This window comes from Dietzia aerolata (genome assembly GCF_014144865.1).
GTDB classification, from domain to species: domain Bacteria; phylum Actinomycetota; class Actinomycetes; order Mycobacteriales; family Mycobacteriaceae; genus Dietzia; species Dietzia aerolata.
The window spans coordinates 1,724-2,284 of sequence record NZ_JAALDM010000298.1 but is presented as its reverse complement, the minus strand read 5'-3'; the positions used below and the strand labels follow the sequence as shown (position 1 = coordinate 2,284).

The 561-nt window shown below is 72.2% G+C and carries 1 protein-coding gene; it reads left to right on the top strand.

Annotated elements, in window-relative coordinates:
* Positions 1-126: 126 nt before the first annotated feature.
* On the top strand, positions 127-561 hold a 435-nt coding region (gene thpR, locus G6016_RS15275), incomplete at its 3' end, for an RNA 2',3'-cyclic phosphodiesterase (RefSeq protein ID WP_241730364.1).

Below are 561 nucleotides of genomic sequence, written 5' to 3'. Positions count from 1 at the left end.
TTGCTCGCGACCGTGGCCGCGGCGATGCTGGGGATGTGGATCGGGGGAGCGTGATCGTCGGCCTGTCGAGCGTGGCCAGTGGGCCCGCCTCTTGAGAAAGGCGCGCGAGTGGGCCACCGTGGACGGATGGGGCATCGGATGTTCGTGGCGGTGTTGCCGCCGAAAGAAGTTCGAGAGCAGCTCGAGGCCTTCCTCGAGCCGCGGCCGGGGCTGGCGTGGACCAACCCGTCGCAGTGGCACCTCACCCTGACCTTCTGCCCGGACGTGGACGACTGGCGACTCGACGAGTTCACCGAACGCCTAGCGGCAGTGGCGCGCAAGCACGATCCGTTCCGGCTCCGACTTTCCGGGGCGGGCGCGTTCCCCTCGGTCGAGCGGGCCAAGGTCCTGTGGGCCGGCATCGAACAGGCCGAGCACCGACCCCTTCACGCCCTCGCCGCCGGCACGCGCTCGGCAGCCAACGCGGCGGGCTGCGCCCCGGACGGCGCACGGTTCCGACCCCACCTCACCCTCGCCCGGCTCGGCGGCCGCGACGACGCCACCGCCTGGCTGCGCATCCTC